General features: G+C 74.7%; 25 protein-coding genes. 7 read left to right on the top strand and 18 right to left on the bottom strand.

Going from position 1 to position 26,986, the window contains the following annotated elements; translation table 11 throughout:
* Positions 1 to 105: 105 nt before the first annotated feature.
* Entirely contained in the window at positions 106 to 882 is a 777-nt protein-coding gene (locus tag CP967_RS03755; protein ID WP_150486553.1) for an MBL fold metallo-hydrolase, read from the top strand.
* Positions 879 to 1,499 carry a DedA family protein gene (locus CP967_RS03760; RefSeq protein ID WP_150486554.1) on the top strand — a complete coding sequence of 207 codons (621 nt, stop codon included), beginning with the start codon at positions 879 to 881 and terminating at the stop codon, positions 1,497 to 1,499. Before CP967_RS03755 ends, CP967_RS03760 begins: the two co-directional genes overlap by 4 nt.
* A 98-nt stretch (positions 1,500 to 1,597) precedes the next feature.
* Here the strand turns inward: CP967_RS03760 and CP967_RS03765 are convergent, their stop codons facing one another.
* The 4 genes from CP967_RS03765 to CP967_RS03780 form a co-directional block, all read right to left on the bottom strand.
* Positions 1,598 to 2,623, bottom strand: coding sequence for an MBL fold metallo-hydrolase (locus CP967_RS03765; protein ID WP_150486555.1), 1,026 nt, complete (start codon positions 2,621 to 2,623; stop codon positions 1,598 to 1,600).
* Between the two features lie 13 nt (positions 2,624 to 2,636).
* Positions 2,637 to 3,926, bottom strand: a complete 1,290-nt coding sequence (locus CP967_RS03770) for an aminotransferase class I/II-fold pyridoxal phosphate-dependent enzyme (protein WP_150486556.1) — start codon at positions 3,924 to 3,926, stop codon at positions 2,637 to 2,639.
* A gap of 119 nt (positions 3,927 to 4,045) precedes the next feature.
* Positions 4,046 to 4,903, bottom strand: a complete 858-nt coding sequence (locus tag CP967_RS03775; RefSeq protein ID WP_150486557.1) for an SMP-30/gluconolactonase/LRE family protein — start codon at positions 4,901 to 4,903, stop codon at positions 4,046 to 4,048.
* Positions 4,900 to 5,673, bottom strand: coding sequence for an IclR family transcriptional regulator (locus tag CP967_RS03780; protein WP_150486558.1), 774 nt, complete (start codon positions 5,671 to 5,673; stop codon positions 4,900 to 4,902). The genes CP967_RS03775 and CP967_RS03780 overlap by 4 nt, the downstream gene beginning before the upstream one ends.
* 222 nt (positions 5,674 to 5,895) lie before the next feature.
* Between CP967_RS03780 and CP967_RS03785 the strand changes: the two genes are divergently transcribed.
* The 3 genes from CP967_RS03785 (at position 5,896) to CP967_RS03795 (ending at position 8,804) form a co-directional block, all read left to right on the top strand.
* Complete coding sequence (locus CP967_RS03785) at positions 5,896 to 7,383, top strand: bifunctional phosphatase PAP2/diacylglycerol kinase family protein (protein WP_150486559.1); 1,488 nt, start codon at positions 5,896 to 5,898, stop codon at positions 7,381 to 7,383.
* Between the two features lie 151 nt (positions 7,384 to 7,534).
* The gene (locus CP967_RS03790) at positions 7,535 to 8,344 is read left to right on the top strand and encodes a class I SAM-dependent methyltransferase (RefSeq protein WP_150486560.1); all 810 of its coding nucleotides are present in this window, start codon (positions 7,535 to 7,537) and stop codon (positions 8,342 to 8,344) included.
* A 106-nt stretch (positions 8,345 to 8,450) separates the two neighbouring features.
* Positions 8,451 to 8,804, top strand: coding sequence for a VOC family protein (locus CP967_RS03795; protein WP_150486561.1), 354 nt, complete (start codon positions 8,451 to 8,453; stop codon positions 8,802 to 8,804).
* 19 nt (positions 8,805 to 8,823) lie between these two features.
* On the opposite strand, the gene CP967_RS03800 is transcribed toward CP967_RS03795, so the two are convergent.
* A complete protein-coding gene (locus CP967_RS03800) occupies positions 8,824 to 9,720 on the bottom strand; it encodes an arginase family protein (protein WP_150486562.1) in 897 nt (298 codons plus the stop codon).
* 86 nt (positions 9,721 to 9,806) lie between these two features.
* Here CP967_RS03800 and CP967_RS03805 point away from each other — a divergent pair, with 86 nt between their 5' ends.
* On the top strand, positions 9,807 to 10,160 hold the full coding sequence (locus CP967_RS03805) for a DUF6204 family protein (protein ID WP_150486563.1): 354 nt from the start codon (positions 9,807 to 9,809) through the stop codon (positions 10,158 to 10,160).
* A 127-nt stretch (positions 10,161 to 10,287) separates the two neighbouring features.
* Here the strand turns inward: CP967_RS03805 and CP967_RS03810 are convergent, their stop codons facing one another.
* The 11 genes from CP967_RS03810 to CP967_RS03860 form a co-directional block, all read right to left on the bottom strand.
* Positions 10,288 to 10,974, bottom strand: coding sequence for an ABC transporter ATP-binding protein (locus CP967_RS03810; RefSeq protein WP_150486564.1), 687 nt, complete (start codon positions 10,972 to 10,974; stop codon positions 10,288 to 10,290).
* On the bottom strand, positions 10,958 to 11,920 hold the full coding sequence (locus CP967_RS03815; RefSeq protein WP_150491685.1) for an ABC transporter ATP-binding protein: 963 nt from the start codon (positions 11,918 to 11,920) through the stop codon (positions 10,958 to 10,960). Before CP967_RS03815 ends, CP967_RS03810 begins: the two co-directional genes overlap by 17 nt.
* 56 nt (positions 11,921 to 11,976) lie before the next feature.
* Positions 11,977 to 12,885 (bottom strand): ABC transporter permease, encoded by a 909-nt coding sequence (locus CP967_RS03820; protein WP_150486565.1) that lies wholly within the window; start codon positions 12,883 to 12,885, stop codon positions 11,977 to 11,979.
* The gene (locus CP967_RS03825; protein WP_150491686.1) at positions 12,882 to 13,850 is read right to left on the bottom strand and encodes an ABC transporter permease; all 969 of its coding nucleotides are present in this window, start codon (positions 13,848 to 13,850) and stop codon (positions 12,882 to 12,884) included. Before CP967_RS03825 ends, CP967_RS03820 begins: the two co-directional genes overlap by 4 nt.
* Positions 13,851 to 13,870: 20 nt before the next feature.
* Positions 13,871 to 15,460: an ABC transporter substrate-binding protein gene (locus CP967_RS03830; protein ID WP_150486566.1), complete on the bottom strand. Its 1,590-nt coding sequence runs from the start codon at positions 15,458 to 15,460 to the stop codon at positions 13,871 to 13,873.
* 125 nt (positions 15,461 to 15,585) lie between these two features.
* A complete protein-coding gene (locus CP967_RS03835) occupies positions 15,586 to 15,828 on the bottom strand; it encodes a lipopolysaccharide assembly protein LapA domain-containing protein (protein ID WP_150486567.1) in 243 nt (80 codons plus the stop codon).
* Positions 15,829 to 16,034: 206 nt separating this feature from the next.
* Positions 16,035 to 17,006 (bottom strand): S66 peptidase family protein, encoded by a 972-nt coding sequence (locus CP967_RS03840; protein ID WP_150486568.1) that lies wholly within the window; start codon positions 17,004 to 17,006, stop codon positions 16,035 to 16,037.
* A complete protein-coding gene (locus CP967_RS03845) occupies positions 17,003 to 19,018 on the bottom strand; it encodes a S9 family peptidase (protein ID WP_150486569.1) in 2,016 nt (671 codons plus the stop codon). Before CP967_RS03845 ends, CP967_RS03840 begins: the two co-directional genes overlap by 4 nt.
* 37 nt (positions 19,019 to 19,055) lie before the next feature.
* The gene (locus CP967_RS03850) at positions 19,056 to 20,393 is read right to left on the bottom strand and encodes a M20/M25/M40 family metallo-hydrolase (protein ID WP_150486570.1); all 1,338 of its coding nucleotides are present in this window, start codon (positions 20,391 to 20,393) and stop codon (positions 19,056 to 19,058) included.
* Entirely contained in the window at positions 20,386 to 21,219 is an 834-nt protein-coding gene (locus CP967_RS03855; protein ID WP_150486571.1) for a M55 family metallopeptidase, read from the bottom strand. Before CP967_RS03855 ends, CP967_RS03850 begins: the two co-directional genes overlap by 8 nt.
* 173 nt (positions 21,220 to 21,392) lie before the next feature.
* The gene (locus CP967_RS03860; RefSeq protein WP_150486572.1) at positions 21,393 to 22,382 is read right to left on the bottom strand and encodes an aldo/keto reductase; all 990 of its coding nucleotides are present in this window, start codon (positions 22,380 to 22,382) and stop codon (positions 21,393 to 21,395) included.
* 135 nt (positions 22,383 to 22,517) lie between these two features.
* On the opposite strand from CP967_RS03860, the gene CP967_RS03865 reads away from it, so the two are divergent.
* The gene (locus tag CP967_RS03865; RefSeq protein ID WP_229888528.1) at positions 22,518 to 23,534 is read left to right on the top strand and encodes a LysR family transcriptional regulator; all 1,017 of its coding nucleotides are present in this window, start codon (positions 22,518 to 22,520) and stop codon (positions 23,532 to 23,534) included.
* A 108-nt stretch (positions 23,535 to 23,642) separates the two neighbouring features.
* Here CP967_RS03865 and CP967_RS03870 read toward each other — a convergent pair whose 3' ends face one another.
* Positions 23,643 to 26,255: an MFS transporter gene (locus CP967_RS03870; RefSeq protein WP_150486573.1), complete on the bottom strand. Its 2,613-nt coding sequence runs from the start codon at positions 26,253 to 26,255 to the stop codon at positions 23,643 to 23,645.
* A gap of 277 nt (positions 26,256 to 26,532) precedes the next feature.
* Positions 26,533 to 26,976 carry an SRPBCC family protein gene (locus CP967_RS03875; RefSeq protein ID WP_150486574.1) on the bottom strand — a complete coding sequence of 148 codons (444 nt, stop codon included), beginning with the start codon at positions 26,974 to 26,976 and terminating at the stop codon, positions 26,533 to 26,535.
* Positions 26,977 to 26,986: the final 10 nt, after the last annotated feature.

The following is a 26,986-nucleotide window of genomic DNA, read 5'->3' on the forward strand; positions in this document are numbered from 1 at the left end:
GGCGCACGCCCGGCAGCACGGGCCCGGCCCGCTCCGCCGAGCGCCTACGCTCGTACCGGGCACTCCCGCGAGGCACGCGGGCCGGCCCGGCGAGGAGGCGGTGCGGTGGAGGTCACCTGGTGGGGTCATGCCACCTGCACGATCGAGGACTCCGGTGTCCGGCTGCTCACCGACCCCCTCTTCGTACGGCGCTTCGCGCATCTGCGGCGCCGCCGGGGGGAGGTGCCGCCGCCCGAGGCCGCGGTCGCGGACGCCGTCCTCATCTCGCATCTGCACTCCGACCACCTGCATCTTCCGTCGCTGGCCCGCCTGGCCCCGGGCAGCACGCTGATCGTCCCCAGGGGCGCTCCGGCGGCCGTGCCGGGCCTGCGGATGCTCCGCCGGATGCGCGGGCTGCTCATCACCGAGGTCGCCCCGGGCGACGAGGTGCGGCTCGGCCCGGTGCTGGTCAGGGCCGTCCCGGCCCGGCACGACGGCCGCCGCATCCCGGTCGGACCGCGCCGGGTGCCGGCCCTGGGGTACGTGGTCGAGGGCCTGTCCCGGACGTACTTCGCCGGTGACACCGGCCTGTTCGACGGGATGGCGGACGTGGTGGGCCCGGTCGACACGGCACTCCTCCCGGTCGGCGGCTGGGGACCGTACCTGGGCCACGGCCACCTGGACGCCGCCCGGGCCGCGCGCGCCCTGGAACTGCTGAGGCCGCGCGCCGCGGTCCCGGTGCACTACGGGACGTACTGGCCGATCGGGATGGACGGTGTCCGGCCGCACGAGTTCCACGCGCCGGGCGACGAGTTCGTCCGGCAGGCCGCGCGGCTGGTGCCGGAGGTGGCGGTGCATCTGCTGGGGCACGGGGAGCATGTGAGACCGGGGGCCGGCCGGTGATACAGGAGGTGCTCCGGCAGCTGCCGACGGAGTCGACGCAGCAGGCGGTCGGCTATCCGTCGCTGTTCGCCCTGGTGTCGCTCGGTTCGCTGGTCCCGGTGATCCCGACGGGAGTGCTGGTGAGTTCGGCCGCGGTGGTGGCCTTCCACCAGACGTCACCGTTCGCGCTGCTCGTGGTCTTCGCCGTGGCGTCCGCCGCGGCGTTCCTCGGGGACCTGTGCCTGTACTGGCTGGGGCAGCGCGGGGTGCGGTCGAAGAACGGCTCGAAGTGGCTGGCTGCGATCACCCGGCGGGCCGCCCCGGAACGCCTGGCCCAGGCGCGGGGGAAACTGGAGGAGCACGGCGTCGTGGTGCTGGTGCTGTCGCGGCTGGTGCCGGCGGGCCGTATCCCGGTGATGCTGGCGTGCCTGCTTGGCCGGATGCCGTTGCGGCAGTTCGCGCGGGGGGACGTCCCGGCGTGCCTGGCGTGGGCGGCGACGTATCAGCTGATCGGGATCCTGGGCGGCTCGCTGTTCCCCGACCCCTGGCAGGGGCTCCTCGCGGCGGTCGCGCTGACACTGCTGATCAGCGGGACCCCGGCCCTCTGGCGCCGGATGCGGGCGCGCTGGGCGCACTGAACCGCGAGGCGCGCGCCCGCCCGCACCGCTTCCGGAACCCGCCCACGCCGCTTCCGGAACCCGCCCGCAGGGCTCCGGCCCCCTTCCGCCCGGAGTCCTCAGCCGTCCAGGACGCGTGAGCCGCCGACGGGCAGGTCCCAGAGGTCGGAGCGCGGGTACCCGGCCCGCCGCCAGGCGGTGCGCAGCCGGGTCAGCGGTTCGAGCACCGGTTCGGCGGAGAGCAGGAAGGTCGCCCAGTGCATGGGCGCCATCGCGCGGGCGCCCAGGTCCGCGTATGCCTTGACGGCCTCCTCGGGGTCGGTGTGCACGTCCGAGAGCCACCAGCGCGGCTCGTACGCCCCGATGGGCAGGAGGGCGAGGTCGATCCCGGGGTAGCGGCGGCCGATCTCCTCGAACCAGTGGCCGTATCCGGTGTCGCCGGCGAAGTAGACGCGCCGGCCCCGGGCGTCGCCGAGCATCCAGCCGCCCCAGAGGGACCGGCAGGTGTCGGTGAGGGTGCGCTTGGACCAGTGGTGGGAGGGAACGAAGTCGAAGCGGACGCCGTCCAGCTCGGCCCGTTCCCACCAGTCGAGCTCGGTGACGCAGGTGAAGCGCCTCCGCCGGAACCAGCGGCCCAGTCCCGCCGGGACGAAGAGCGGGGTCCGGCGGGGCAGCCGGCGCAGGGTGGGGGCGTCCAGGTGGTCGTAGTGGTTGTGGCTGATGAGGACCGCGTCCACCGCCGGCAGCTCGTGCCAGGGCACGCCGACCGGGGTGATCCTGGCGGGGGTGCCGAGGATGCGCCGTGACCAGACGGGGTCGGTGAGGACGGTCAGGCCGCCGATGCGCACGATCCAGCTGGCGTGGCCCGCCCAGGTCACCGCGCAGGCGTCCTTCCGGACGGCGGGCAGCGGCCCGGGGGCGTACGGCAGCCGGCAGACGTCCCGCAGTCCCTCGGCTCCGGGCCGCAGCCCGTGCTCCCGGGCCAGGCGCGTCATGCCCCTGACACCAGGGAGGGGGGCGGTGAGGCGGTCCGCGAAACTGCGGGGCCAGGACCGGACCTCGCCGAGCGGCCGGGCCGTGGACGTGCCGCGGCCCGCGGGCCTGCCGCCGGAGCCCGGGAGGGAGCGCTCGGTCTGTTCCGTCATCGAGAGGCTCCCGTCATCGGAGTTCGTCGAGGGCTGCTGCGAACATGCTCAGCGCTTGTGCCACATGGGGCAATCGCAAGGGCTCCACAGCGGTGAGGGACGCCTCCTGCTCCTCGGGGGTTGAGCCGAGGAGCGGACCCGTGCCGAACCGCACGCGCAGGGCGCCCAGTTCGTCGCCGAAGCGGTGACCGCCGGGGACCGGGGTGCCGAGCCGGTCCGTCAGGTACTCCTCCAGTTCCATGGAGTCCGTCACGCCCCGGGCGGCCAGCCCGGGGCGGAGCGGGCCGAGGTCGGCGTAGAGGTGGCGGCCCGCCTGCGGGGGCCGGGCCAGCGCGCCCGCGGCCAGGACGGCGTGGTGGACGGCCGTGGCGAGGCTCGCGTGCAGGGCGGCGGCGAGACGGGCCCGCCCGGTGACCGCGTCGGGCTCCCGCAGCGCGTGGGCGGCGGCGTGGGCGACGGGGGCGGCGACCCGCGCGCCCAGAGCGGTGAGGATGTCCAGGACCCGGGCCCCCCGGGCGGCGGCGCGCCCGGTGGCGGGGAACCGCGCCACGGCGACCGGCCAGGCGGCGGGGGCCAGCGCTCCGGCCAGATCGGTCAGGACGGTGACGTCGTCGGGCCACATCTCGGCGGGGCTGAGCAGGACCGTGTCGCGCGGGCGGTGCAGGGTGTCCCGCCAGCTCTCGTCGCTCACGATGTGCAGCCCTTCGCCCACCGCGGCCTCGCAGACCTCGCGGACCAGCTCTGGCGGGGCGACGGTGGCGGTCGGGTCGTCGGCCACGGAGATCAGCAGCAGCCGGGGCCTGCCCCCTTCGGCGCGCACCCGGCGCACGGTCTCCAGGAGGGCGTACGGGTCGGGGATGCCGCCGCACTCGGCCGGGGTCGGTACCAGGTAGGCGGGCCGGCCCAGGAGCCCGGCCTGGGGCATCCAGGTGGCCGGGCAGGGCCGGGGCATGAGCACGTCGCCCCCGTACGCGGCCATGAGCGCGAAGAGCAGGGGCGGCGCGCCGGGTGCCGCCACGACGTCCCCGGGCCCGCCGTGCAGTCCCCGCCGCCAGTAGGCGTCGGCGGCCGACCGCAGGGCCGTCCCCCCGCCCGGCGGTTCCGGCCGGGCGTGCCCCGCGGAGGCGGCCAGGACACCGGCCAGCTCGGGCAGGACGGGCAGACCGTGCTCGGGCGCCGGGGGCCCGTAGCGCACGGGGCCCCGGTCCTGCCGGAGGCCGCCGTCCCCGGCCGCGTCCCGCTCCCGGCCCGCCCGCCGGTCCGCGCCCGCGGGGCGGGGCCGGTCCCGCTCGCTGCCCTGCATCCCGGACCTCCTCCGCGCGCGACACCCTCCGGCCCTTTATACGGAGATTCCCCGGCGGGCGCCCGCGCACGGGCGATCCCGCGTACCGGCGGCCCCGGGCCCGCCCCCGCCGGCCGGCCTCAGCCGGCGAACGGCGTCCCCGGCAGCCCGTGGCCCGCGTCCGGCAGCACGAGCAGGGAGCCCGACAGCGGGTGCGGGGCGTCCAGGCCGCCGCGGGCGCTCGTGACGTAGAGGTCGCGCAGGTCCGGGCCGCCGAAGGCGCAGGCGGTGGGACGGCGTACCGGCAGGTCCACCACGCGGTCCAGCCGGCCGTCGGGCGTGTAGCGGCGCAGCGCCGCGCCGTCCCAGAGGGCCACCCAGACACAGCCCTCCGCGTCCACCGTCAGTCCGTCGGGCCAGCCCGCGCCCGGCTCCACGACGGCGAAGGGGCGGCGGCCCGACACACCGCCGGGCCCGGCGCCGCCGGCGTCGAACACGTCGATCCGCCGCGTGGGCGTGTCGGTGTAGTACATGAGCCGCCCGTCCGGGCTCCATCCGGTGCCGTTGCTGACCGTGACGGTATCCAGCACGGCCGTGGCCGTGCCGTCCGCCGCCACCCGGGTCAGCGTGCCGCCGCCGGTCCCCTCGTCGTAGCGCATGGTGCCCGCCCAGAGGGCACCGTCCGGGGCCACGGCCGCGTCGTTGCCCCGGCGGCCGGGCACCGGGTCGTGGAGCAGCCAGGAGAAGGCGCCGCCGGCCGTGTACAGGCCGACGCCGTCCCGCAGGTTGACCACCAGACCGCCGCCCGCGCGCGGCTTCGCGGCACCGACGTGCTGCCCGGTCGCCATGACCGTACGGCGGCCGTTCGAGGGGTCGTACGTGTGCACGCGGGCGGAGAGGATGTCGACCCAGACCAGCCGGCCGGCCGCGGGGTCCCAGGTGGGCCCCTCACCGAGTTCCGCGTGCGCGCGGACGGCCGGTTCCCATCGGAGGCTCATACCTGGCTCCGGTGGTGCCCGAGGCGGCCGGAGAGGGCGTCCGCGCCGCCCGCGGCGAGCCGGGCCAGCTCCGCCTCGCGCTCCTCGGTCCAGCGGGTCACCGGGACGGAGATGGAGAGCGCGGCGACGACCCGGCCGGAGCGGTCGCGGACCGGCGCGGCGACACAGCTCACGTCCGGGTTCGACTCGCGGTGCTCCACGGCGATGCCCCGTTTACGGGCGACGGCGAGCGCGGACCGCAGCTCACCGGGGTCCGTGATGCTGTTGCCGGTCATCGCGACGAGTTCGCGCCCCTCCAGCCGGGCGTCCAGCTCCGCCTCCGGCAGCGCGGCGAGCAGCAGCTTGCCGACGGCCGTGCAGTGGGCGGGCAGTTTGCGGCCGGCCGCGGAGACCATGCGGACCGCGTGGGTGGAGTCCACCTTGGCGATGTAGATGACCTCGGCGCCCTCCAGGATCGCGACGTGGACGGTCTCGTCGCAGGTCTCGGCGACCTCACGGGCGACCTGCTGGCCCTCCGCGGCCAGGTCGAGCTGTTCCGCGTAGCGGCTGCCGAGCTGGTAGGTGCGCACCCCGAGCCGGTAGCGGCCCGGCTGCCCCGGGACCGTGACCAGGTAGGAGCGCGCGGCGAGGGTGGTGAGCAGTTCATGGACCGTGGTGCGCGGCAGCTGGAGCCTGCGGGTGACCTCGGGGGCGGAGAGGGTTCCCTCGCCCTGGAGGAAGAGTTCGAGTACATCCAGCGCCCTGGTCACCGCGGGGACGAGTCGCCCCATGATCACCCACCTCTTCTGTTCGACCCTCCGGCCAATGACCGGAATCACGAACGCAGGCTAGCGGGAGGCCACTTGTCCGGGCAACGTTCCCGGCGTGCGGGGCCCCGGAGGGCGAGGGACGGGTGCGGGCGGAATCGGCTTCCACGCCCCCGTTCACCCCGTATGCATCGATGCGGGCGCGCCTTCTGGTTCAGGACCCGGAGGCAGGGTATTGGCTGTGCCATGTCTCCTTCGAACAGACGCACCGCGGCCGGCTCCTGGCGGGACCGGCTCAACGCGTGGGATACGGCCGTCTTCCAGGCGGCGGCCCAACGGCGCTGGCCCGCCGCCGAGCACGTACTGCCCCGGCTGAGCCGCGGCGCCAACCACGGCGTGCTGTGGCTCGGCACCGCCGCGGGCATGGCCGCGCTGGGCACCGGCGCGAGGTCCCGGCGGGCGGCGCTGCGCGGGGTGGCCTCGCTGGCCGTGGCCTCGGCGGCGATCAATCTCGTGGCCAAGAGCGCCGTGCGCAGGGAACGGCCGGTGCTGGACGCCGTCCCGGTGATACGGCGGCTGAAGCGGCAGCCGTTCACCACCTCCTTCCCGTCCGGGCACGCGGCGTCCGCGGCCGCGTTCGCGACCGGTGTGGCCCTGGAGTCGAAGGGGTGGGGCGCCCTCGTCGCACCCGTGGCGGCCTCGGTGGCCGCCTCGCGCGTCTACACCGGGGTGCACTACCCCGGCGACGTACTGGCGGGGGCGGCGCTCGGGGTGGGGGCGGCGTTCGCGCTGCGGGGTGTCGTGCCCACCCGCGGACAGCTGCCCGCCCCGGGGCGCCCGCCGGCCGCCGCGCCCTCGCTGCCCGAGGGGGATGGCCTCGTCGTGGTCGTCAACCGGGAGTCGGGGTCGGCGACCGCCGCCGCCGGACTGGTCCGCGAGGCGCTGCCGCTCGCCACGGTGGTGGAGTGCGCGCCCGCCGACCTCACCGGCTGCCTGGAGGAGGCCGCGTCCACGTGCGTGGCGCTGGGGATCTGCGGCGGCGACGGGACGGTCAACCAGGCGGCGGCGGTGGCGGTCCGGCGCGGTGTGCCCCTCGTGGTGTTCCCGGGCGGCACCCTCAACCACTTCGCCTACGACCTGGGCATCGAGACGGTGCGGGACGCGGCGGGCGCGCTCGCCTCGGGTGACGCGGTCCGGGTGGACCTGGGCCGCTTCCGGCCGGGCCCGGAGGGGCCGGAGGGGTACTTCCTCAACGCCTTCAGTCTGGGGGTGTACCCGGAGCTCGTCCGGACCCGTGAGCGCTGGGCGCCACGGATCGGCGGCTGGCCGGCCGGGGTGCTCGCGGCCGTGGAGACGCTGCGCGGCGGACATCCGCTGACCGCCGAACTCCAAGGGAAGCAGAGGCCGTTGTGGCTTCTCTTCGTGGGCAACGGACTGTTCCGGCGGGTGGGGCCCGCCCCGGGCAGGCGCCACAACCTGGCGGACGGCCTGCTGGACGTGCGGGTGGTGCACGGCGGCCGCTCACCCGGGCTCCGGCTCCTCGCCGCCGCGGTCGCCGGACCGCTGACCCGCTCCCCCGCCCACGCCGCGGTGCGACGGCACCGTGTGCGGATCGCCGGCCTGACGCCCGGCACGCCCTACGCGTACGACGGCGAAGTGGGCCACTCGGGCACGGAGCTGACGGTCGACAAGCTCCCGGAGGCGCTCACCGTCTACTGCCCGATGCGGCCCTGAGCACGGCCGGCCGCGCTCCGGCGGCGGCTCGGACCACCCCCGGCATGACCGCATCCTGAGACGTCCATCTCAGGATGCGGCATCCGGGCGTACGGTGGTCCTACCGCCCGGCGCGCACGCGCCCGCACGGTCCGAGAGAGGACGTACGGTCATGCCACCCAGGGAAACCGCCGTGTACACCCACGGCCACCACGAGTCGGTGCTGCGCTCGCACCGCTGGCGCACCGCCGCCAACTCGGCCGCCTACCTCCTGGACGAACTCCGCCCGGACCTGCGGGTGCTGGATGTCGGCTGCGGCCCCGGGACCATCACCGCGGACATCGCCGCGCTGGTCGCTCCGGGGCGGGTCACCGCGATCGACACGGGCCGGGACATCCTCGGCCAGGCGGCCGCCGTGGCTGAGGAACGCGGCCTGGAGAACGTCGAGTTCGCCGTCGGGGACGTGCACGCGCTCGACTTCCCCGACGACTCCTTCGACGTGGTCCACGCCCACCAGGTGCTCCAGCACGTGGGCGACCCGGTCCAGGCCCTGAGGGAGATGCGGCGGGTGTGCCGGCCCGGTGGCGTCGTCGCGGCGCGGGACAGCGACTACGCCGCCATGGCCTGGTTCCCGGAGGTCCCCGGGATGGACGACTGGCAGGACCTGTACCGGCGGGTGGCCCGCGCCAACGGCGGCGAGCCGGACGCAGGCCGGCGACTGCTGTCGTGGGCGCGGCAGGCGGGTTTCACCGACATCACGCCGAGCGCCGGGACATGGTGCTACGCCGCCGGGGACCGGGCCTGGTGGAGCGGCCTGTGGGCGGAGCGCACGACGGCCTCGGCCTACGCCGGTGCGGCGGTGGGCGGCGGGCACGCGAGCGCCGGGCAGCTCACCGCGATCGCGGACGCCTGGCGGGCGTGGGGTGAGGAGCCGGACGCCTGGTTCCTCGTCCCGCACGGCGAACTGCTCTGCCGGGCCTGAGCGGGGGGCGGGCACCGGGGCGCGGACACCAGGACACGGGCGCCGGGAGAAGGGCGGCACCGGGGAATCGATCACACACCGGTGAGGTGCCAACTACCCTCGTGGTATGGAGATCCTGGGAACCACGCTGCGTATCTGCGTCGACGACCTGGAGGCCGCGGTGGCCTTCTACGAGGGCCTGACGGGCACTCCCGCCCTGCGCTTCGAGCGAGGCGGGGTCTCGGTCGCCGCGATCAGCTGTTTTCTGCTGATGAGCGGCCCGGAGCCGGAGCTGGAGGTACTGCGCAAGGTCTCGGCGACCATCGCGGTGAAGGACGTCGACGAGGCCCACGCGGCACTGACCCGGGTGGGGGCGAGGGTCGTCGCCGGTCCTGTCCCCACCCCGGCCGGCCGCAACCTGATCGCCCTGCACCCGGACGGCTCGGTCTTCGAGTACGTCGACCGGAACGCCGCGGTCTGACCGGCCGCCGGCGTACTCCCTACACCCCGGACAGCGCCTCCACCACGAGGTCGGTGAGCAGGGTGCCCGCGGTGCCGTCCGGGTCGAGGTCGGGGTCGTAGATGGTGACGTTGAGCCCGATGCAGCGTGGCGAGCGGAGCAAGGGGGCGAGGAGGGCGGCGAGTTCCTCCGGGAACAGGCCGCCGTCGTCGGGACTGTCGACCGCGGGCATCACGCTCGGGTCGAGGACGTCGGCGTCCAGGTGCACCCAGAAACCGTCGAGGGCGGGGACCTCCAGGCTCCGGACGGCATCCCGCGCGAGGCCGGTGGCGCCCCGTTCCCGGATCTCCCCCACCGTGGCGTTGGAGATCTCCAGCGCGGCCATCTCCGCCCGGTCCGGGTCGCCGTCACGCATACCGAAGAGCCGGACGTCCTCGTCCCTGAGATAGGGCCCGAGTCCTTCCAGGCCGGTGAGGTCCGCCTGTCCGCGTCCGGTGGACAGGGCGAGTTCCTCGCCGCCGGCGGCACCGACGTGGTCGCTGTTGCCGGGGTGGCGGAAGTCCGCGGATCCGTCGATCGCGGCGAGCCCGTACCGTCCGATGCGCCGCAGGGCGAGGGCGGCGCCGAGCTGGATGGAGCAGTCCCCGCCGAGCACCAGCGGGAAGTCGCCCGCCCGGACGTGGTGCTCGATCCGGTCGGCCAGTCTGCGCGTGTACCCGGCGAGGGCGGCGGCGTTGAAGACCCCGTCGCCCTCCCGCCAGTCCCCGAGGTCGTAGCGCGGGGGCACGACGACCCCGCCCTCGAAGGCGCCGAGCCGCTGCACGATCCGCCGGTCGCGCAGGGCGCCCGCGAGTTTGTGGCACCCGGGGACGACACCGGGTGCCGGAGGCCGCAGGCCGAGGTTGGACGGAGCGTCGATCACCACGATATTGCGCATGCGCCCCATCCTGACCCGCGTACTCTGCCGGCTCAACGTCCCCGGACGTTCCGGGTACGGCGTACGGGCGGAGGAAGAGGAGAGCGATGAGCACACGGCACACCTACCGGGTGATCGTACGGGGCACCTGGGAAGGGCTGACGGAAGCGGACCGGGAGCGGCTGCTGGCCGAGGCGGACCGGCACGGCCTGGCCGGGATGCGGTTCAGTGAGGAGGGGTCGCTGACCTACGACGCGGCGCTCAAGCACTTCAGCTTCCGCTACGTGGTGCTGTCCGACCCGGAGGACGGCGAGGAGATGGCGGCGGCCGTCGCCGAGGACCGCGCGCAGACGGTCCTCGCCGGGCGCGGCCTGGGCCACGGGGCGCTGCGTTCCACGGTGACCGACATGGACACCATGAAGATCAACCGCAAGGGGAGGCGGGGCTCCGGAGCGGCCTGACGCGGCGTCGTACAGCCGCGCGGCGGGGAGGCGCGGCCCCTGCCGCGGCGGCTTCGCCGTCCGCACGGGCAGCCCCGCGCCCGGCCCCGGCCTTCCCGGCTTCGCGCCGTTCGTACGCGGCGGGCGGTCAGGGCCGGTCGCCGTGCGGGCGGGCCGCCGGGCCCGTCAGGGTGGCCCAGTCGGCCGTGCGGTCGCACCAGCGGTCCAGGAGGGCCCGGTCGTGGCCGACGGCGAGCAGCCCCGCCCCGGTGGAGGCGCGGTAGCGCTCGACGGCCTCGACGAGCGCGGCGGTGGTGGACGCGTCCAGCATGGCCGTCATCTCGTCGCAGATCAGCCAGCGGGGGCGCAGGACGAGGGCGCGGGCGAGGCAGGCGCGCTGCAACTGCCCGTCGCTGACCTCGTGGGGGCGCCGCCCCAGCAGGTCCGGGGTGAGGCCGAGGGGCCCGGCCAGTTCGGCGACCCGTCCGGCGGCGAGGGCGCGCCGGCCGGTGGCGCGCAGGGGTTCGGCGATCAGGTCGGCGAGCCGCAGCCGGGGGTCCGCGGAGAGCCTGGGCTGCTGGAAGACGACGCCGACGGCGGTGCGCAGGCCGCGGGGCGCGCGGTGGCGCCAGCGGTGTACGGGGGTTCCGTCCAGGGTCAGGGTCCCGGAGTCGGGGCGGTGCAGCAGGGACGCGACCCGGGCCAGGGTGGACTTGCCGCAGCCGCTGGGACCCAGCAGGCCGACGGACTCGCCGGGGCGCACGGTCAGCGAGACCGCGCGTACGACGGGGGCCCGGCGGTCGTATCCGGCGGTGATGTCACGGAGTTCGAGCACGGACGCCCTCCGGCAGGCAGGGGTGGTGGCAGGCGACGGCGCGGTGTGTGCCCGTCGGGTCCGGCGGGCTCGCGCAGGCGTCGGTGGCCCGTTCGCAGCGGGCGGCGAAGGCGCAGCCCGCGGGGAGGTCACCGAGTTCGGGCGGCATGCCGGGGACGGGGGCGAAGTCCCGCTCGGGGAGGGCCCTCAGCAGCCCGCGGCTGTAGGGGTGGCGGGGGCCGGGTGAGCCGAAGAAGCCTTCCGCGTCGGCCAGTTCGACGAGGCGGCCGGCGTACATCACGGCGACCCGGTCGGCGATGCGTTCGGCCGCCACCAGGTCGTGGGTGATCACGAGCAGCGCGCGTCCGCCGGTGTCCGTTCCGGAGGGGCCGTCGTCCGTGGGGGTGTGAAGGTGCCGGCGCAGTTCGTCGACGGTGTGCTCGACGAGGTCGCGGTCGAGCCCGGTGGTCGGTTCGTCGGCCAGCAGCAGGGGGGCACCGCCGACGAGGGCCAGGGCGGTCGCGGCGCGCTGGGCGAGGCCGCCCGAGAGTTCGTGCGGGTACCGGTCCAGGTGCCCGCCGGGGTACGCGGCGCGGGCGGCGGCCTCCTCGGCGGCGGTGCGCAGGGCAGCGCGGCCCCGTACCCCGGTCAGCTGGGCGACGGTCTCCTCCAGCTGGGAGCGGATGGTGCGTACGGGTGTGAGGTGCGCGGCGGGGCTCTGCGGGATCAGGCCGATCATCCGGCCCCGTACCGTCCGGGCGAGGGTGCGTTCGCCGGCGGTGAGCAGGTCGAGGCCGCCGAGGCGGGCCGATCCGGCGGTCTGCGCGTTGGAGGGCAGCAGGCCGAGCAGGGCGGACGCGAGGACGGATTTCCCGCAGCCGCTCTCGCCGACCAGGACGAGGCACTCCCCCGGTGCGACGTCGAAGTGGGCGTCGGTGACGGCGGCGACATGGCGTCCGCCCGGCATGCGGAACCGTACGGACAGCCCGCGGACCGACAGGACGGGGGGCCGCGTGCGCGGGGTCACAGCATCAGCTCCGATCGGCGGCGCGGGTTGAGGCGTTCGCGCCACGCGCCGGCGAGGCCGGCGATGGCGAGGGTGGGCAGGATGATGAAGAGGCCGGGGAAGAGCGTCGGCCACCACTGTCCGGCCAGCAGGGTGCCGCGGGCGCTCTGGACGAGGGTTCCGAGACTGGCGGTGTGGGTGGGCAGTCCGAGCCCGAGGAAGGAGAGCGCGGACTCGTGCCACATCGCGTGCGGGATCATCAGCACGGCGGCCAGGGCGGCCTGGGGCAGGACCCCGGGCAGCAGGTGGCGTACCGTCACCCGCCACCGTGACGCGCCGCCGGACACGGCCGCGTCGATGAACGGGCGGGAGCGCAGGGAGAGGATCTCCGCGCGGACGATCCGGGCGGTGGACAGCCAGTGGGTGAGGGCGACCGAGATGACGACGGGCCAGACCCCCGGGCGGAACATCGCGATGATGAAGATGCCGAGCAGCAGGTGGGGTACGGACGAGAGGGTGTCGACGAGCCGCATGAGGCCCCGGTCGGCCCAGCCGCCCAGCGCACCGGCGCACGCGCCGACGGCGGTGCCGATGACGGTGGCCGTGAGGGCTGCCGCCACCCCGACGAGGAGGGAGACCCGCAGGCCGTAGACGCAGCGCAGCAGCAGGTCGCGGCCGACGTCGTCCGTCCCGAAGGGGTGTCCGGCGGACGGGGGCAGCAGCTTGGCGGACAGGTCGACGGCCTGCTGGTCGAGCTGGACGGCCGGCGGGACGAGCAGGACGGCCAGGACGGTGGCCGCGACCAGCGCGGCGGAGGTGTACACGCGGACGGTGCGGGTGGAGCGGCGGGCGGTGCCGTGCGACCGCCAGGCGGGGCCGGCCGGTGCGGCCGCCGCCTTCGTCCCCGTGTCCGCCGTTGAGGTCACAGCCGGTTCAGCTCCACTCTCGGATCGGTCAGCCCGTACAGCAGGTCCGCCAGGAGGTTCCCGGCGAGGACGGCGACGGTGGCGAGGGTGGTCAGGGCGGCGAGCAGCGGGAAGTCGACGGAGGTGGCCGCTTCCACGGTGGCCGCCGCGATGCCCGGCCAGCTGAATACGGTTTCCACCAGCAGGGCGCCGGTGATGAGTTCGGGTACCCGGGAGCCGATGAGGGTGAGGACCGGGAGGAGTCCGGAGCGCAGGGCGTGGCCGAGCAGGACGGTGCGTTCGCTCAGTCCCCGTGCGCGGGCCCCGCGCACGGGGTCCTCGGCCAGGGCGTCCCCGACTCCCTGGCGTACGTAGAGCGTGAACCAGGGCAGCTGGGACAGGGCGAGCACTCCGGCGGGCAGGACCACGTGGCTGAGGACCTGGCCGGGCGAGACGTGTTCGCTGGCGGTGTCGGTGAGCCCTCCGGCCGGGAGCAGGTCCAGCTGGAGCGCGAACAGCCAGACCGCGAGCAGGGCGGTCCAGAAGACCGGCGCGGCCTCCAGGGTGTAGGCGAGCGAGGTGACCGCCCGGTCGGTCCACGAGCCGGGGCGGCGGGCGGCGAGCACTCCGGCGGCCGTGCCGGCGAGCACCGCGACGCCGAACGCGACCGCGCACAGCAGCGCCGACCAGACGAGGCGTTCACCGATCACCTCGGTGACCGGCTGGCGCATCACCCCGGAGTCGCCGAGTTCGCCCGTGACGGCCTGGGTCAGCCACCGCCACCAGCGCGCCGCGAAGGGTTCGCCGGCGCCGAGGTTGGCGCGCAGCCGGTCCAGGGTCTCCTGGTCGGCGCCCAGGACCGCGGTCCCGCCGTAGGCCCTGACGGGGTCGAAGGGGGACGCGGCGGCGACGGCGAAGACGCCGAAGGTGACGAGGAGGAGGGCGGGGACGGCGAACAGGGCCCGGCGTGCCACCAGCCGCCCCATCGCCCCCCAGGGGAGCGGTGTCATTCCTTCGGCTGCCAGTCCTCGACGTTCCACCACGGTCCGCTGGCGAATCCGTGTTCGTGGGGTTCGGTCTGGGTGGTCAGCCCCTCCCAGCGGTCGGCGAGCACGTACAGGTGGTCGATGTGGGTGAGGAAGGTGTAGCCGGGGTCCTCGACGAGCTCCTTCTGGACCGTGTCGTAGGCGGCCTTGCGGGCGAGCGGGTCCTGGACCCGGCGCCCGGTGTCCAGGGCCTTGTCCACCGCCGGGTTGTCGTAGCGGCCCATGTTGTTGAAGCCGTCCCCGGCGAGGGAGGAGTGCAGCGTCGTGTAGAGCCCGTAGTCGGGGTCCCCGGTGCTGCCGAACCCGGCGAGGACCGCGTCGTCCTTCATGCGCGGCTCGATGACCTCCCAGGTGGCGCTCTCCGCCGTCACGTCGATGCCGGCCTTCCTGGCGTCGGAGGCATAAGCGAGGGCGTGGTCCTGGCGGACCTTGTCGCCCGAGGGGTAGAGCAGGGTGAAGGCGGCGCGGCGGCCGTCCCTGGCGCGGATGCCGTCCTTCCCGGGCTTCCACCCCGCGTCGTCCAGGACGGTCCGGGCCTTGCCGAGGTCCCGCTCCCGTCTGACGCCCGGGCCGAACCAGGGGTCGTCGACCGGGATCGGCCCGTAGGCGGGGCGGCCCGCGCCGTCGAGGATCTTGTCCACCATGGCCTCGCGGTCGACGGCGGCGTCCAGGGCCCGGCGGATCGCGCGGTCGCCGGTGACCTCGTTCGCGGTGGGCAGGGTGACGGTGCGACTGTCGTAGGACGTCGCGGTGTAGGTCTTCCTGCTGCCGTCGTCCTCGAAGGTGGCGGCGAGGGCGGGCGGGAGGACCGCTCCGTCGAGGTCGCCGGAGCGCAGCCGGGTGGCGCGTACGTCGTCGTCCTGGACGATCGCCATGGTGAGGGTCTTCACCTCCGGTGCCGCTCCCCAGTAGCGGGGGTTGGCCTTGAAGGTGAGCTTCTCGCCCTTGCGCCAGGAGGAGAGGACGTACGGCCCGGTGCCGACGGGTTCGGTGTTGAAGGAACCGGTGTTGGGGTCCTGCCCGCCGGCGGCGTGCTCGGGGACGATCGGCAGGACGGTGCGTCCGGCGAAGGGGGCGTAGGGGTACTTGAGGCGGAAGACGACCTTGTCGTCACCGGCCGCCCGGACGTCCTCGACGGCGTTCAGTTCGCTGCGCGAGGTGTTGTTGGTCTTCTCGTCCAGGACCGTGCGGTAGGTGAACACCACGTCGGCGGGGGTGAGCGGCTCACCGTCGCTGAACTCCACGCCCTGGCGCAGGGTGTAGGTGTAGGTGAGTCCGCCGTCGGTGATCTCGGGCAGTGCCGCGGCGAGCGCCGGTTCCAGGCCCAGTCCGGCGTCGTGGGCGAGCAGCCCGTCGAAGATCTTGGAGTTGCCGTCCTTGCCGTAGCCGAGCAGCGGGCTGAGGGTGTCCGGTTCCGAGGACACCCCGATCACCACCGAGTCGGCGGGGCTCCCGGCCTCCGCGCCGCTCCCGGGTGCCGAGCAGGCGGCAGCCGCCGTGCCCAGAGCCGCCGCGAGGGCCGCGGCCCCGCGTGTCCGTCGCCTCGCCATACGCCCCCACACCCCTGCTGCGCCTATGAAGTTATTGCATATTAGATGCAATAACTGGCTCGGGTAAACACCCCGTCATCCGCCCCCGGCGGGCCGGACGCGGGGCGGCCCGTGGGGCGGGCCCCTCAGGAGCGGCGGCGCCTGCGGTACACGGCGAAGGCTCCGCAGAGGATCCCCGCCAGGAAGACACCGAGCAGCGCCGCCCACAGCGGCATCGTCACCTGGGGCACGATCACGCGGATGGTGACGTCCTGGGTGTTCACGCAGATGAAGACGATCACGAGTACGGCCAGGACCGTGACGGCGATCCGGGCGGGGGAGAACGGGCCGGTGCCGGCGGTGCCCGCCGGGTCGCTCTTGGCATTCATGGGCCCAGGGTTCCCGCGGACGGCCGCCCACGGGAGCCCGGCGCGGCCGGACGGGTGACGGCCGGAGCCCGGCGGCCTCCTCGGCCGGCCACGGGCGGCTCCGGCGTCCCGGTGTCCTCCGGAATGCCGGTGACGGTGGCGGTACCGGTGACGGTGGCGGTGACGGTGCCGGTGACGGGCCTGATCGCCGGGGCGCGGGACGGGGCTCAGCGCAGCGCCGGGACCTCGGCGGTGAGCGTGCAGCGTCCGCCGCCGGCCGGCGCGTGCAGGACGGCGGGGACGCCGAAGGGGACCGTGAGCGCCGGGGACCCGTGCCCGAAGCCCAGCTCCTCGACGACCGGCACGCCGAGCGGCCCGAGCCGGTCGGCGAGCACCGCGCGTACCCGGTCGTAGGGCCCGCAGTCCTTCCAGGAGCCGCAGGCGACGCCGGCCACTCCGTCGAGCGCGCCGGCGCGCAGGAGCCGGGTGAGGAAGCCGTCGACGCGGTAGGGGTCCTCGGTGACGTCCTCGATCACCAGCAGCCCGCCCGCGGCCCGGGTACGGGCCCGCGGGGTGCCCAGGTCGGCGGCGAGCAGGCTGACGCAGCCGCCGTAGGTGATGCCCCGGGCGGTACCCGGGACCAGGGCCGCCGCCGTGTCCAGGCCGAGTGTCCGTACCGACTCGGGTTCGAACAGGGTCGCGCGCAGGGACTCCTGGGTGAGGGCGTCCTCCAGGAACGCCTCGGTGGCGATCATCGGGCCGTGCAGGGTGGCGAAGCCGGCCCGCAGGGCGAACGCCTCGTGCAGCACGGTGATGTCGCTGTAGCCGACGAAGACCTTCGGCCCGGCCGCGCGGATCGCGGCCCAGTCCAGCAGGTCGACCATCCGGTGGGCGCCGTAACCGCCGCGTGCGCAGAGCACCGCGTCGAACGAGGGGTCGCACCAGGCCGCCTGGAGGTCCCCGGCCCGGGCCGCGTCCGTGCCCGCGAGGTGGTCCAGTTCCGGGTGCGTGTCCAGGAGGTGGGGCATCGGTACGGGGTCCAGGTCCCAGCCGCGCAGCAGCGCGAGGCCCTTCTCCAGCCGTTCGGGCGGTACCGGGCCGCTCGGGGCGACGACGGCGACCCTGGAGCCCGGCCGCAGCCGGGCCGGACGGGCCGACGGGGCGAGGGGGGCGGGCGCGGGCGGGCGGGAGCCGGTCACTTCGTGAGTTCCAGCTTCGGGACGTCGTCCCGGTCGAACCCGAAGGTCTGGGCGTACAGGGAGAGTTCGGCCTCCAGCGCGCGGACCAGGGTGCCGGTGCGGCGGAAGCCGTGGCTCTCCCCCTCGAAGGTGAGGTAGGCGTGCGGGACGCCCCGGCCCTCGATCGCCGCGAGGAGGCGTTCGCACTGGGCGGGCGGGCAGATGGGGTCGTCGAGCCCCTGGAGCAGCAGGAAGGGCACGCGGAGGCGGTCGGCCCGGTTGACGGGGGACCGTTCGCGGTAGCGCTCGGGGACCTCGGCGTAGGGGCCGATGAGGGAGTCGAGGTACCGGGACTCGAAGTCGTGGGTCCCGCCGGCCGCCCAGCCCTCCAGGTCCAGGACGGGGTAGCTGATCGTCCCGCAGGCGTAGACGTCCGTCCCGGTCAGGGAGGCGGCCGCCGTCCAGCCTCCGGCGCTGCCGCCGCTGATCGCCAGCCGGTCCCCGTCGGCGGTGCCCTCGTCGGCCAGGGCGGTGGCGACGGCGGCGCAGTCCTCGACGTCGACGACGCCCCACCGCCCTCGCAGCCGCTCGCGGTAGGCCAGGCCGTAGCCGGTGGAGCCGCCGTAGTTCACCTCCACGACGCCGATGCCCCGGGAGGTGAGGTAGACGGTCTCCAGGTCGAGCACGAGAGGGAAGTGCCCGGTGGGGCCGCCGTGCGCCCGGACGACGTAGGGCGGCAGTTCGCCCTCGGGGCCGGTGCGGGCGGGGTGGTGCGGCGGATACACGTGGGCGTGGATCTCACGGCCGTCCGGGCCGGTGAAGGTGCGGACCCGGGGCTCGGGGTAGTACGCCGGGTCGACAAGGTCCCGGTGGGCCGCGCCCAGGGTCCGGGTGTGCCCGGTCGCGGTGTCCAGTTCCACCACCTCGTACGAGGTGGCGGGGCTCGCCGCGATGCCGATGACCCGGGTGTCCTGTACGGCCAGGGTGTCGGACCAGGCGGTCCACGGGCCTGCCGCGTCGACGAGTTCGCCGGTCTCCGGGTCGAGGATGCCCAGCCGGCTGGTGCCCCGGCCGTGCAGGACGGCGATCAGCCCGCCCTCCATCAGCCGGAACCAGCTCAGCCCGATCTTCCAGAGCGGTCCGCCGAACTCCTCGCCGCGGGGGGCGCAGAGCCGGCTCGTGGGCACGACCGCCCCGGCGGGGGCGTCCGGCCGCAGCCGCTGGAGTTCCCACCAGCCGCTGATGTCGGACACGAAGACCAGGGAGCCGTCGCGGTCCCACGCGATCTGGGCGACCGCCTCGTCGTCGCCGCCGACGAGGGGGCGCACCCCGGTGAAGGCGCCGTCCCCGGTGATCTCGGCCATCATCACGACCGTGCCGTCCCAGGGCATCCGGGGGTGGTCCCAGGCGATCCAGGCGGCACGCCGGCCGTCGTGCGAGATCTCGGGGCCGGTGACGAAGCGGTGCCGGTCGTCGCTGAGTTCACGTACGGCGGCACGGTCACCGGCGGCCGAGCCGTCCAGCGGCACGGCCGCGATCACTCGGCGTACGTCGGTGGGCGAAGGCCCGGTGAACTCCTCCAGCACGCACCACACCTCGCCGTGCGGCCCGCGCTCCGGGAGCAGGCGCGGGTCGGCCCAGCGCAGGCCGCCGCCGGTGCCGGAGAGCGGGGTGAGCGGCCGGGGAGCGTCCGGGCCGTCCGGGGCGTAGGCGTACAGCCGCTGGTCGGGGTGGTGGACGAAGACGACGAGCGGGCCGCCCTCCTCGGGGGTGCGGGCGATGCCGGCCCAGGGGACACCGCCGTACTCGATGACCCGGCTGCGCGGGTTCCAGGGTTCGGGCAGCACGGTCTCGACGGTTCCGTCGGCGCGGCGGCGGACCAGGGTGCGGCGTCCGCCCTCGGCCGGGCGCGGTTCGGTCCACCAGACCTCGTCGCCCACCGCCTGGACGTACTCGGGTCTGCCGTCCTGCGACGCGGCGACGGCGGCGTCGACGGGTGACGGCCAGGTTCCGTACGGCGCTGCGGTCACCATGGGTGGGTTCCCCCTCCGGTCGGGCGGTTCGGTCGGGTCAGGCGTCGCGCAGGAAGTGGTCCAGGACGCGGACGCCGAAGTGCAGGGCGTCGACGGGGACCCGCTCGTCGACGCCGTGGAAGAGCGCCTGGTAGTCGAAGCCGACGGGCAGTTTCAGCGGGGAGAAGCCGTAGCCGGCGATACCGAGCCGGGAGAACTGCTTGGCGTCGGTGCCGCCGGACATGCAGTAGGGCACGGCACGGGCGCCCGGGTCGAACAGTTCGACGGCGGCCCGCATCCTCCGGAACGTCGGCGAGTCCACCGGTGCCGTGAGCGGGACCTCGCGGTGTGCGTACTCCCAGGTGACACCGGGGCCGGTCAGCAGGTCCAGGGTCGTGTGGAACTCGTCCTCGCCGCCGGGCACCATGCGCCCGTCGATGTGGGCGGTGGCCCGTCCGGGGATCACGTTGACCTTGTAACCGGCTTCCAGCATCGTGGGGTTGCTGCTGTTGCGGACGGTCGGCTCGACGAGTCCGGCGGCCGGCCCCAGTTTGCCCAGCAGTTCGTCCACGTCGAAGCCGGGGGCGTCCGGGTCGGCCTGGATGTGGTGCAGGGCGGCGATCTCGGTGAGCGCGGCCCGCACGGTCGGGGTGATCCGCACCGGCCACCGGTGCCCCCCGATCCGGGCGACGGCCGCGGCGAGCCTGCTGACGGCGTTGTCCCGGTTGGTCTTGGAGCCGTGGCCCGCCTTGCCCTCGGCGGTCAGCCTCAGCCAGGCGGTGCCGCGTTCACCCGCCGCGATGGGGTAGAGCGACAGGCCGGGGCCGGCGTGGAAGGTGAAGGCGCCGGACTCGCTGATGCCCTCGGTGCAGCCTTCGAACAGCCCGGGGTGGCGGTCGGCGAGGAAGCCGGAGCCGTCCTCGGCGCTGGCCTCCTCGTCGGCGGTGTAGGCGATGACGATGTCCCGGCGGGGGCGGACGCCGGCGCGGGCCCAGGCACGGACGACGGCGAGGACCATCGCGTCCATGTTCTTCATGTCGATGGCGCCGCGCCCCCACACCACCCCGTCGCGCACCTCGCCGGAGAAGGGGTGCACGCTCCAGTCGGCGGCCTCGGCGGGGACCACGTCGAGGTGTCCGTGGACCAGCAGCGCGTCGGCGGACGGGTCGGTGCCCTCGATCCGGGCGACGACGTTGGTCCGGCCGGGGGTGCGTTCCAGCAGGACCGGTTCGAGCCCGGCACCGGCCAGCCGCTCGGCGACGTACTCGGCGGCGGGGCGTTCACGGCAGTCGCCGCCCCCGCGGTTGGTGGTGTCGATCCTGATCAGCTCGGAGGTGAACGTGACCGACTCGTCGAGTGCGGTGCCGTCGACCGGGCCGGGGGGCGCCTCAGCCATACTGCTCCTCCACGGCGGCCGACGCGATGGTCGTCACCGCCTTGAACGTGCGGATGCCTTCGTACATCGTCGCGCTGGTGTAGGCGACACGCCGTTCCCCGCTCGGCGCCACGCCGGGGACCACCGTCGCGGCGGCGGCCAGGTGCTCCGCGTCGAACTCCAGCTCCACGGTGAAGGGGCCGCCTGCCACCGGGGCGGTCCGGCCGGCGAGCGCGGTGGCCTCGCGGGCGGCGGTACGGATGTCGGCGGCGGTGCGCGCGGGGGTGCGGCACACGGCGGCGTACCGGGAGACGTGGTCCTTCACCGCGACCTTGCGGGCGTCCGGCGCGTAGAGCACGGCGTCCTCGCAGGTCAGGTCGTCGCCGGTGACCAGGACGACGGGAACGCCGTACTCGGCCGCGACATGGGCGTTGAGCAGTCCCTCGCTGGCCCGGACACCGTTCAGCCACACGCCGGTGATGGAGTTGGCGAGGTAGGTGTGGGCCAGGACGCCTTCGGTCCCGGCTCCGGTGTGGTAGCCGACGAAGGCGACGGCGTCGACGTCACCGTGCTGGATGCCCTCGACCATGGAGAGCGACTTGTGTCTGCCGGTCAGCATCCGGACGCGTTCGTCGAGGTGTTCCAGCAGCAGGTTGCGCATGGACCAGTGGGCCTCGTTGACGAGGACCTCGTCGGCGCCGCCGTCGAAGAAGCCGAGGGCGGCGGCGTTCACGTCGGAGGTGAACATCACGCGGCACCGCTCCCACTGCGGGGTCCCGGGGAGCACGTCGGCCGGCCAGGTCACCCCGGTGGCGCCCTCCATGTCGGCGCTGACGAGGATCTTCACGCGCACCACTCCGTTCCGCGCAGGTCACGGCGTTCCGGCTGCCGTCGGCATCGGCGCCGGGCATCGACCCCGCCACTCTGGGACAGATCGCGGACGCTGTCCAGCACTCCCTGCCGGCGGCCGGGGCGGGGAGCGGGGCGGGAGGCCCGCGCGCACGGGCCTCCCGCCGGCGGTCAGGACCGCAGGAGATCCTCGATGCGGGCGAGCTCCGCGTCGTCGAACTCCAGGTTGCGGACCGCCTCGACGCTGTTCTCCAGCTGGGCGACGCTGCTCGCGCCGACCACCGCCGAGGTGACCCGGCCACCGCGCAGCACCCAGGCCAGGGCCATCTGGGCCAGGGACTGGCCGCGGCCCCGGGCGAGCGCGTCCAGGGCGCCGAGCCGCTCCACCAGCTCGGGTGTGACCGCCTCGGCCGTCAGGAAGGGGCTGCTGCCCGCCGCGCGGGAGTCCGCCGGGACACCACGCAGGTAACGGTCCGTCAGAAGACCCTGTTCCAGCGGGGAATACGCGATGGAGCCGGTACCCAGCTCGTCCAGGGTGTCCAGCAGCCCGTCCTCCGCCCAGCGGTCGAGCATCGAGTAGCGCGGCTGGTGGATGAGGAGCGGGGTGCCCAGGCCCTCCAGGATCCGGGCGGCCTCGCGGGTCTGCTCGGCGGAGTAGTTGGAGATCCCGGCGTACAGCGCCTTGCCCTGGCGGACCGCGGTGTCCAGGGCGCCCATCGTCTCCTCGAGCGGGGTGTCCGGGTCGAAGCGGTGCGAGTAGAAGATGTCGACGTAGTCGACGCCGAGCCGGGTCAGGCTCTGGTCCAGGGAGGCCCGCAGGTACTTCCGGGACCCCCACTCCCCGTACGGCCCCTCCCACATGTGGTAGCCCGCCTTGGTGGAGATGACGATCTCGTCCCTGAGGCGGGCGAAGTCGCCCTTCAGGGCGCGGCCCAGGGTGAGTTCCGCGGAGCCGGGCGGGGGGCCGTAGTTGTTGGCCAGGTCGAAGTGGGTGATGCCCAGGTCGAACGCCCGGCGCAGGATCGCCGCCTGGGTCTCCGGGGTCCGGTCGCCTCCGAAGTTGTGCCAGAGCCCGAGGGACAGCGCGGGCAGCAGCAGACCGCTGCGTCCGGTGCGCCGGTAGGGCATGGCGGTGTAGCGGCCGGCGGACGGAAGGTACATACGAGCACTCCACGGAAGGGTTCCCCGGCCCGGCCGGGGGCGCGCCGGTGCTGCGCGCTCCCCCAGCCTGACGGAGAAAGATCCAGCGGTCCAACAGGAGATTCCGCTCGGATTCATGACCTATATTGCTCAATCGTGGAACTGCGCCAGCTGGAACATTTCGTCGCCGTCGCCGGGGAACGCCATTTCACCCGCGCGGCCGAGCGTCTCGCCGTGTCCCAGTCCGGGCTGTCCGCGTCCGTACGGGCGCTGGAGCAGGAACTGGGCACCCCGTTGTTCAGCCGCACCACCCGTACGGTGCGGCTGACGGAGGCGGGCCAGGCACTGCTGGTGGAGGCCGAGCGCACCCTGGCGGGGGCGAGGGCGGCGCGGGACGCGGTCGACGCGGTGCGCGGGCTGCTGCGCGGCACCCTGACGCTGGGTGTCGAGCAGTGCGTGGCCGGGGTCAGCCCGGCCAGGCTGCTGGCGGCCTTCCGCCGGGAGCATCCGCACATGGAGATCCGGCTGCGCCAGGAGGGCACGTCGAGCCTGCTGGACGGGGTGGCCGGCGGCCGCCTCGACCTGGCGTTCGCCGCCACGGTGAGCCCGCCGCAGTGGCGGGGTGAGCTGATTCCGCTGGCCCGGGAGCCGATGGTGGTGCTGTGCGCGCCCGGGCATCCGCTCGCGGACCGGCCCCGGGTGGAGTGGACGGGGCTGCGGGGCGAGGCGTTCATCGACTTCCACCCGGACTGGGGCCCGCGGCGCGCGGCCGACGAGGCGTTCGGCGCGGCGGAGGTACGGCGCACGGTGGCGCTCGAGGTCAACGACGTGCACAGCCTGCTGGAGCTGGTGCAGGAGGGCCTGGGTATCGCGGTCGTCCCGCACCACTTCTCACGCAAGCCGGAGGCCCGGGGGCTGGTCGCGGTGGAGTTCGCGGGCTCTTGCCGTCCGGTCTACGAGAGCGTGGTGGTGCTCCCTCCGGCCCGGGCCCTGAGCCCGGGGGCGAAGGCGCTGATGCGGCTGGTACGCCAGGACCCGCTGCGCGCGGACGCCGCCGGTGCACGCCCCCCGGGCCCGCCCGCCCGGAGTCCCGGGGCCCCCGCTGTCCGGGGCGCCCGGTCCGCGGACCGTCCACCGGCCGGCGCGCCGGCGGGTGGCGGAGGCGCGCGGTGATGCCGCCCCGGGTGCCGGCCTCGCCGGGAGGGCGGGACCGGCCCCCTCCAGGCCGCCGGGCACCACCCGGTACCCGGCGGCGCCCGCCGGGTACCGGTCCGGCCGTTCTCAGTCCTCGTGGCCCAGCTGGATGTCCCGCTCGGTGCGCCCGCCGCCGGGTACCTGGAGGACGGTGGCGACCGGCGGGTACCCGGCGGCGATCACCGTGTACTCGCCGGTCGACAGGTCGATGAAGCGGAACGACCCGTCGGGCCCGGTCGTGTGGGTGTCGACGACATTGCCCGCGGCGTCGAGCAGGGTGACCCTGGCGTCCTCCACCACCCGGCCGCCGGGCGCCCGTACGACACCGCGGAGCACCGCGCCGCCGGCCAGTTCGATGTCCTGCCGGGTCTCCCGGGCCGCCTGGACGCTCACCGGCAGCGCGGCGGGCCGGAAGGCGGGGGCGCTGGCGGCCAGGGTGTACTCCCCGGCCACCAGTTCACCGATCACGTAACCGCCCTCGCGTCCGGTGCGCGTGGAGGCCACGACCTCTCCGCGTACGTCGGTGAGGGTCACCGCGGCATCGCGCACCGGGGCGCCGTCCGGGGTGACGACCGCCCCCGCGAGCCGGCCCGCGCCGCCGAGGACCACGTCGAGGTCGATGGGCCGCTCCCCGACCGTGACGCTGACGGCCTGCGGCTGGTGGCCGCCGGCGGCGGCGATCAGCACGTAGGACCCGGCACCGGGCACGCTCAGCGCGTACCGGCCGTCGTCGTCGCTCGCCCCCCGGCCGACCTGGCGCCCCAGCACGTCGATGAGGGTGAGCGCCGCACGGCCCACCGTCGTCCCGTCGGAGTGCTGGACGCGTCCGGCGACCGGGACGCCCGGCAGCGGGGCCGCCGGTGCGGCTCCGGACCGCGGGTGGCCGGGCTGCGGCGCCCGGTCGAGGCGGGCGGTGGGGATCGGGGTGGTTGCCGTCGTCTCGGAGTCGGCGGCCGGGGCGGGGGTGTGGTGGGACACCAGCGGTTTCTCCTTGAGGAAGAAGGCGAGGAACAGGCCGAGCAGGAGCACCGGCACGAGGTAGAGGAAGATCCGGGGCATCGCGTCGGCGTACGCCTGGATGTACGCGTCCCGCAGCGCCGGCTCCATGGCGTGGACGGCCTGCGGGGTGATCGACGCCGGGTCGGGCAGGCCGGCCCCGGACGGCAGCCGCGCCCCGAGCGCGTCGTCGAGCCGCCCCGCGAACAGGGTGCCGAAGACGGCGGCGCCGACGCTGCCCCCGATCTGCCGGAAGTAGTTGTGCGCGCTGGTCGCGGTCCCGAGGTCGGCGGGCGGCACGGAGTTCTGCACGGCCAGCACCAGGACGGACATGACGAGGCCGATACCGATGCCCAGGACGGCCTGCCAGACCCCGTACGCGAACGCGGAGGTCCCGGTGCCGAGGAAGGACAGCAGCCACATGCCGAGCGCGGAGACCGCGCCGCCGGCCAGGGGGTAGATCCGGTAGCGGCCGGTACGCGAGATCAGCTGCCCCGACACGATGGAGGCGACGACGATGCCGCCCATCATCGGCAGCATGAGCAGCCCCGACTCGGTGGCCGAGACGCCCTCCACCATCTGGAGATAGGTCGGCAGGTAGCTGGCGGCACCGAACAGCGCGACGCCGACGACCGCGCCCACCAGCGAGGTGACGTTGAAGACCGAGTCGCGGAACAGCCGCAGCGGGATGACGGGTTCGGGCGCCCGGCGCTCGACGGCGAGGAACAGCAGGGTGGTCGCCACCGCGCCGGCGGCCAGCCCCAGGATCATCCGCGAGCCCCACGCGTACTCGGTGCCGCCCCAGCTGGTGAGCAGCACCAGGCAGGTCGAGGCGGCGGCGAGCAGCAGCCCGCCCAGTACGTCCAGGCGCGGCCGCGCGGCCGGCCTGGGGAGCTTCAGCACGACGGCGATGACGGCGAGGGTGACCAGGCCGAACGGCACGTTGATGTAGAAGCACCAGCGCCAGGAGGCGTGGTCGGTGAAGAAGCCGCCGAGCAGCGGCCCGGCGACCGAGGCGAGGCCGAAGACGGCGCCGATGAGGCCCATGTACCGGCCGCGTTCCCGGGGCGGGACGATGTCGGCGATGATCGCCTGCACGCCGATCATGAGTCCGCCGCCGCCGATGCCCTGGACGGCGCGGAAGGCGATGAGTTCGTCCATGGTGCGCGACCAGCCGGCGAGCGCGGAGCCGATGACGAAGACGACGATCGCGAACTGGAAGACGCTCTTGCGTCCGAAGAGGTCGCCCAGCTTGCCGTACAGCGGGAGACCGATGGTGGAGGCGAGCAGATAGGCGGTGACGGCCCAGGACATCTTGTCCAGGCCGTGCAGCTCGCCGACGATCTTCGGCAGGGCGGTCGCGACGATCATCTGGTCGAGCGCCGCGAGTAGCAGGGTGAGCATCAGCCCCAGGAAGACGAGCCTGACCCGGCGCGGGCTGATCGGTCCGTCCACGCTCCCGTCCGCCGCCTGTGCGGGCGGCGCGGGCGGGGCCGCCACGGCGGTCGCACCACCGCCCGGTCCGGCGCTCCCGGCCGGTCCGTACGGGCCGACCGGTCCGGCACCGCCGTCCCGGGCCGGGCCGCCGTCCCCGGGTCCCGCGCCCCCGCGTCCCGCCTCCCCGTACCCCGCCAAAACGGTTCCCCGGCCGTCCGGCCCGCCGTCCTCCGGGTCGTCCTCCAGCAGCGTGATCCCACCCACCACGTGACGCTCCCCTCGTCGCTCATGCGCCGCATATTTCTCGCATCCAGCGGCAAGGCGGGGCAAACGCGACCGGGCGTGTGTACGGCGCGCGGCAAGGGCGTATGCGCCGGTGGGAGGCCATGCGACACGCAACCGGCCATCCCGGAAAACCACTCGTTCCGGTGAGGCCGGTCACGAACCGGGCGTGTTCACCCGGGAGTTGCGGATCCGTCCGCGGTGGACACCGCGACACCCTCCGGGCGTCCCTGTTCCCCCCGGACCCTGCGGGCGGGAGCCGTCACTTCTCGACCTCGGCCGCGAGGTTCCCGAGCAGTTCGTCGTGGATCCGGGCGAGCCCCTTGGGCGCGAAGGTCCTCTCGAAGAACCCGCCGATACCGCCGGCGCCGTCCCAGACGGTCGTGACGACGGCCCTGGACCTCCCCTCGCCCGCCGGGGTCACGGTCCAGGTGGTGACCATCGAGGAGTTGCGGTCCTTCTCGACGAGCTGCCCGTCGACGGGCTCGCTGACCTCCAGCAGGCAGTCACGGACCCGCTTGCTGGTGGCCTGGAGCTTCCAGTGCACCAGGGTGCCCTCGCCGTCCCCGCCCTCACGCACCTCGTACTCGCTGTACTGCGCGGGGAGCACCTTCCCCCGGACCTCCTGGTAGTCCGCCAGAGCATCGAACACCGTGTCCGCGTCCGCCGCGATGATCCGTTCCGTCGTCGCCTCGACCTGCGCCATTCCTGCTCCT

This window comes from Streptomyces nitrosporeus (assembly GCF_008704555.1).
GTDB lineage: Bacteria > Actinomycetota > Actinomycetes > Streptomycetales > Streptomycetaceae > Streptomyces > Streptomyces nitrosporeus.